At 57.7% G+C, this 1,527-nt stretch carries 3 protein-coding genes; 2 read left to right on the top strand and 1 reads right to left on the bottom strand.

The genetic code is table 11. From position 1 onward, the window contains the following. On the bottom strand, positions 1-215 hold a 215-nt coding region (locus PZ895_RS11220), incomplete at its 3' end, for a recombinase family protein (RefSeq protein ID WP_275839084.1). Positions 216-444: 229 nt separating this feature from the next. On the opposite strand from PZ895_RS11220, the gene PZ895_RS11215 reads away from it, so the two are divergent. Beyond that, positions 445-747, top strand: a complete 303-nt coding sequence (locus PZ895_RS11215) for a hypothetical protein (protein WP_275839083.1) — start codon at positions 445-447, stop codon at positions 745-747. Positions 748-1,071: 324 nt separating this feature from the next. Beyond that, the coding region (locus tag PZ895_RS11210; protein WP_275839082.1) for a hypothetical protein at positions 1,072-1,527 on the top strand (456 nt) is incomplete at its 3' end.

Below are 1,527 nucleotides of genomic sequence, written 5' to 3'. Positions count from 1 at the left end.
TCGCGCGTCGATCGCGCAAGGCGATCAAGCCTGGTCACCGTCACCACGTTGCCTGGCTGCAACTGCTCCAGCATTCTCACCAGCTCCGGGCGGCTACGTTGCGCGCCAGATGCCTTTTCCTCAAAGATACGCTTGCAGTCTGCAGCCTTTAGCGCCGCGCGCTGCTGATCGAGGGTTTGGCCGCCAGTGGAGACACGTGCATATCCGATTATCATAAGGCCGGTGGCTTTCACTGCTATGCTCGCGACTGAATCTAGCCGGGGCATGCCGTTGCGAAAATCCCTATTGTGCGACTGTCGTGAGTTTCGGGATTTTTGCGACAGAGGGATGCAAATCCGTTCACCGGAAGTTCCTCTTAATTTAACGTCGTGCTAGCGGTTTTACCGTCGTTTTTTTGGAGCTGAGTCGCTATCCTCCACCGCATCGACAGACAGGGAGAATAGTATGACCATGAAATTGAAACCACAGTCGAGCACACGAACCGGCGTCAAAACCAGCACCCCTTCCTCATTAGGCCGATCTAGCTGGATTACCGCAGACAGCAAAGTGGCGGGTCTTCTGCTCGGCGACTCTGCCACCATGCTGAAGCAACTGCCCGACGAGACGTTCAACGTCGCCGTCACTTCTCCGCCCTATTTTTGGGTGCGAGACTATGGGTACGACGGACAGGTGGGGCACGAGGCCAGCGTCGACGCCTACCGAACTAGACGACGCGCTGTTGCGTCGGTTTTGGGTCTTCGAGCTTGAACCGGATGCTGCGGTCTTAAGATCGCATTTAACGGATTCCGGCGTGGAGGCCAGTCTAGTCAATCGCACGGTCCAGCTCTTCAACCTAGTCCACACGGCTATGCCGAACGGATTCGGTCACACCAACTTTCTGCGGGTCCGCACCCTAGAGGATCTGGCATCTGTGTGGATGGGCCGCATTCGGATGGGTCTGCGGCGAGCATACTTCCATGACAATGCGACCTTCAAGACAACCGAGGCCGCCATTGAGGCGCTGCTCGCCGTGAACGAAGACACCAACCCTGCGGAGGAGGCACCGGCGGCAGGGCCCGGGGCCTGACCTTCGTGGCTCCGGAACTGCGCATTATCGACATCAAGGAACGGGACAGGCGCATTTTCGAGCGCGAGGACCTCTTCGACCTGCGAGGCCGTTCGCTCGTCCTGCCCGAAACGCGAGAGCTCTCCGCCGTCGAACTCAAGGATGTCCAGAATGGCGTCCAACTCCGCGCGCTGGGCTACATTGGCTATCTTCCACTCACTGCCAACATCGTCCTGAACCTTCGTCCCAAGTTTCCCGTCGCCAATCTTTGGCGGATGCTTTCACTGGCTGACGAAACGTACGACACAGTGCTTCCGGTCCTGCGCTCCTACGAACGCACTACGGCTGCGGGTTCGCCACCACACCAATTACTTGTCAGAGGGTTCTGCCACTACCTTCGGCAGATCATGGATCTAGGCGTAGCCAAAGGCTACTATCGGGAACCCTACACAGGTTTCTTCAAGCCAAAGGTCGAATTCGGA

It is taken from the genome of Mesorhizobium sp. YIM 152430, from assembly GCF_029210365.1.
GTDB lineage: Bacteria > Pseudomonadota > Alphaproteobacteria > Rhizobiales > Rhizobiaceae > Aliihoeflea.
Note: the sequence above shows the minus strand (reverse complement) of the source record. Positions and strands in the feature narration are given on the sequence as shown.